Raw genomic sequence first — 1,107 nt, forward strand, 5'->3', positions numbered from 1 at the left:
TATGTTTGATCGCACGTCTATGTGCTTTTGGATTTAAACAAGCCGGCTGTCCTTCCAGCCTGTTACATTTTTAATATCGGAATTGAAAAGGAATTGTTTAGATAAAAATGAACATTTTTCTATATCAGAAACTTTCAGACAAATCAATCTAATTTTCCCTAAATAGATTCAACTAATTTTTCTTCTTCAAAACCGGTTCAATTAACAAAAAAACTTGCCGAAAAACAGAGTTGCGGTTTTATCGACAAGCTGAAACTTTGGCAATGGCCAAAGTTTTTATGCAATTAACGTAACAATTGAAGCACATTTTGCGGCTGTTGGTTCGCTTGAGCAAGCATCGCTTGAGAAGCTTGAGAAAGAATGTTGTTCTTCGTGAACTCGCTCATTTCTTTCGCCATGTCAACGTCACGGATGCGGGATTCAGCTGCTGTCAAGTTTTCAGAAGATGCACCAAGGTTGTTGATTGTGTGCTCTAGACGGTTTTGGACCGCACCGAGTTTAGAGCGTTGAGTTGATACTTGTTTGATTGCATCGTCGATTGATTTTAATTGGACGTTAAAGTTGACTTTATCAGCATTAGGATCAGCAGATCCGTCTTGAAGTTTACCTGTAAATTTTGTTACATCAATGTCTTTGATGAAGAAGTCGTCGGTTCCTCCATTGTTAGTTCCTAGAGCATTGATTGACATATCACCGATATTAACAGACAATGTTTGTCCGCTGTTTGCACCGATTTGGAATTGAAGCTGGGTAGTTGCAAAGTCGCCATTCAACAATTTTTTTCCGTTGAACTCAGTACGGTCAGAGATACCTTTACTTCCAGTTGCTGAGCCACCAATTTCTTCTTTTAATGCACTAATTTCATCTTGGATTGCACCAAGATCAGTATTGTCTTGTGTTCCCAGGTTGTTTGCTTGAACAGCTAGTTCACGCATACGCTGAAGGATCGCATGAGTTTCGGTCAATGCACCTTCAGCCGTTTGGATAAGAGAAATTCCGTCCTGAGCGTTTTTAGAAGCCATTTCAAGACCGCGGATTTGTCCTCTCATTTTTTCAGAGATCGCAAGACCAGCTGCATCATCGCCGGCACGGTTGATGCGAAGACCA

At 40.6% G+C, this 1,107-nt stretch carries 1 protein-coding gene; it reads right to left on the reverse strand.

The features are described from left to right. Positions 1 to 284 precede the first annotated feature (284 nt). On the reverse strand, positions 285 to 1,107 hold an 823-nt coding region (gene hag, locus BTR1S_RS21460; protein ID WP_061781692.1), incomplete at its 5' end, for a flagellin Hag.

This window comes from Bacillus sonorensis NBRC 101234 = KCTC 13918, from assembly GCF_001592005.1.
Classification (GTDB): domain Bacteria; phylum Bacillota; class Bacilli; order Bacillales; family Bacillaceae; genus Bacillus; species Bacillus sonorensis.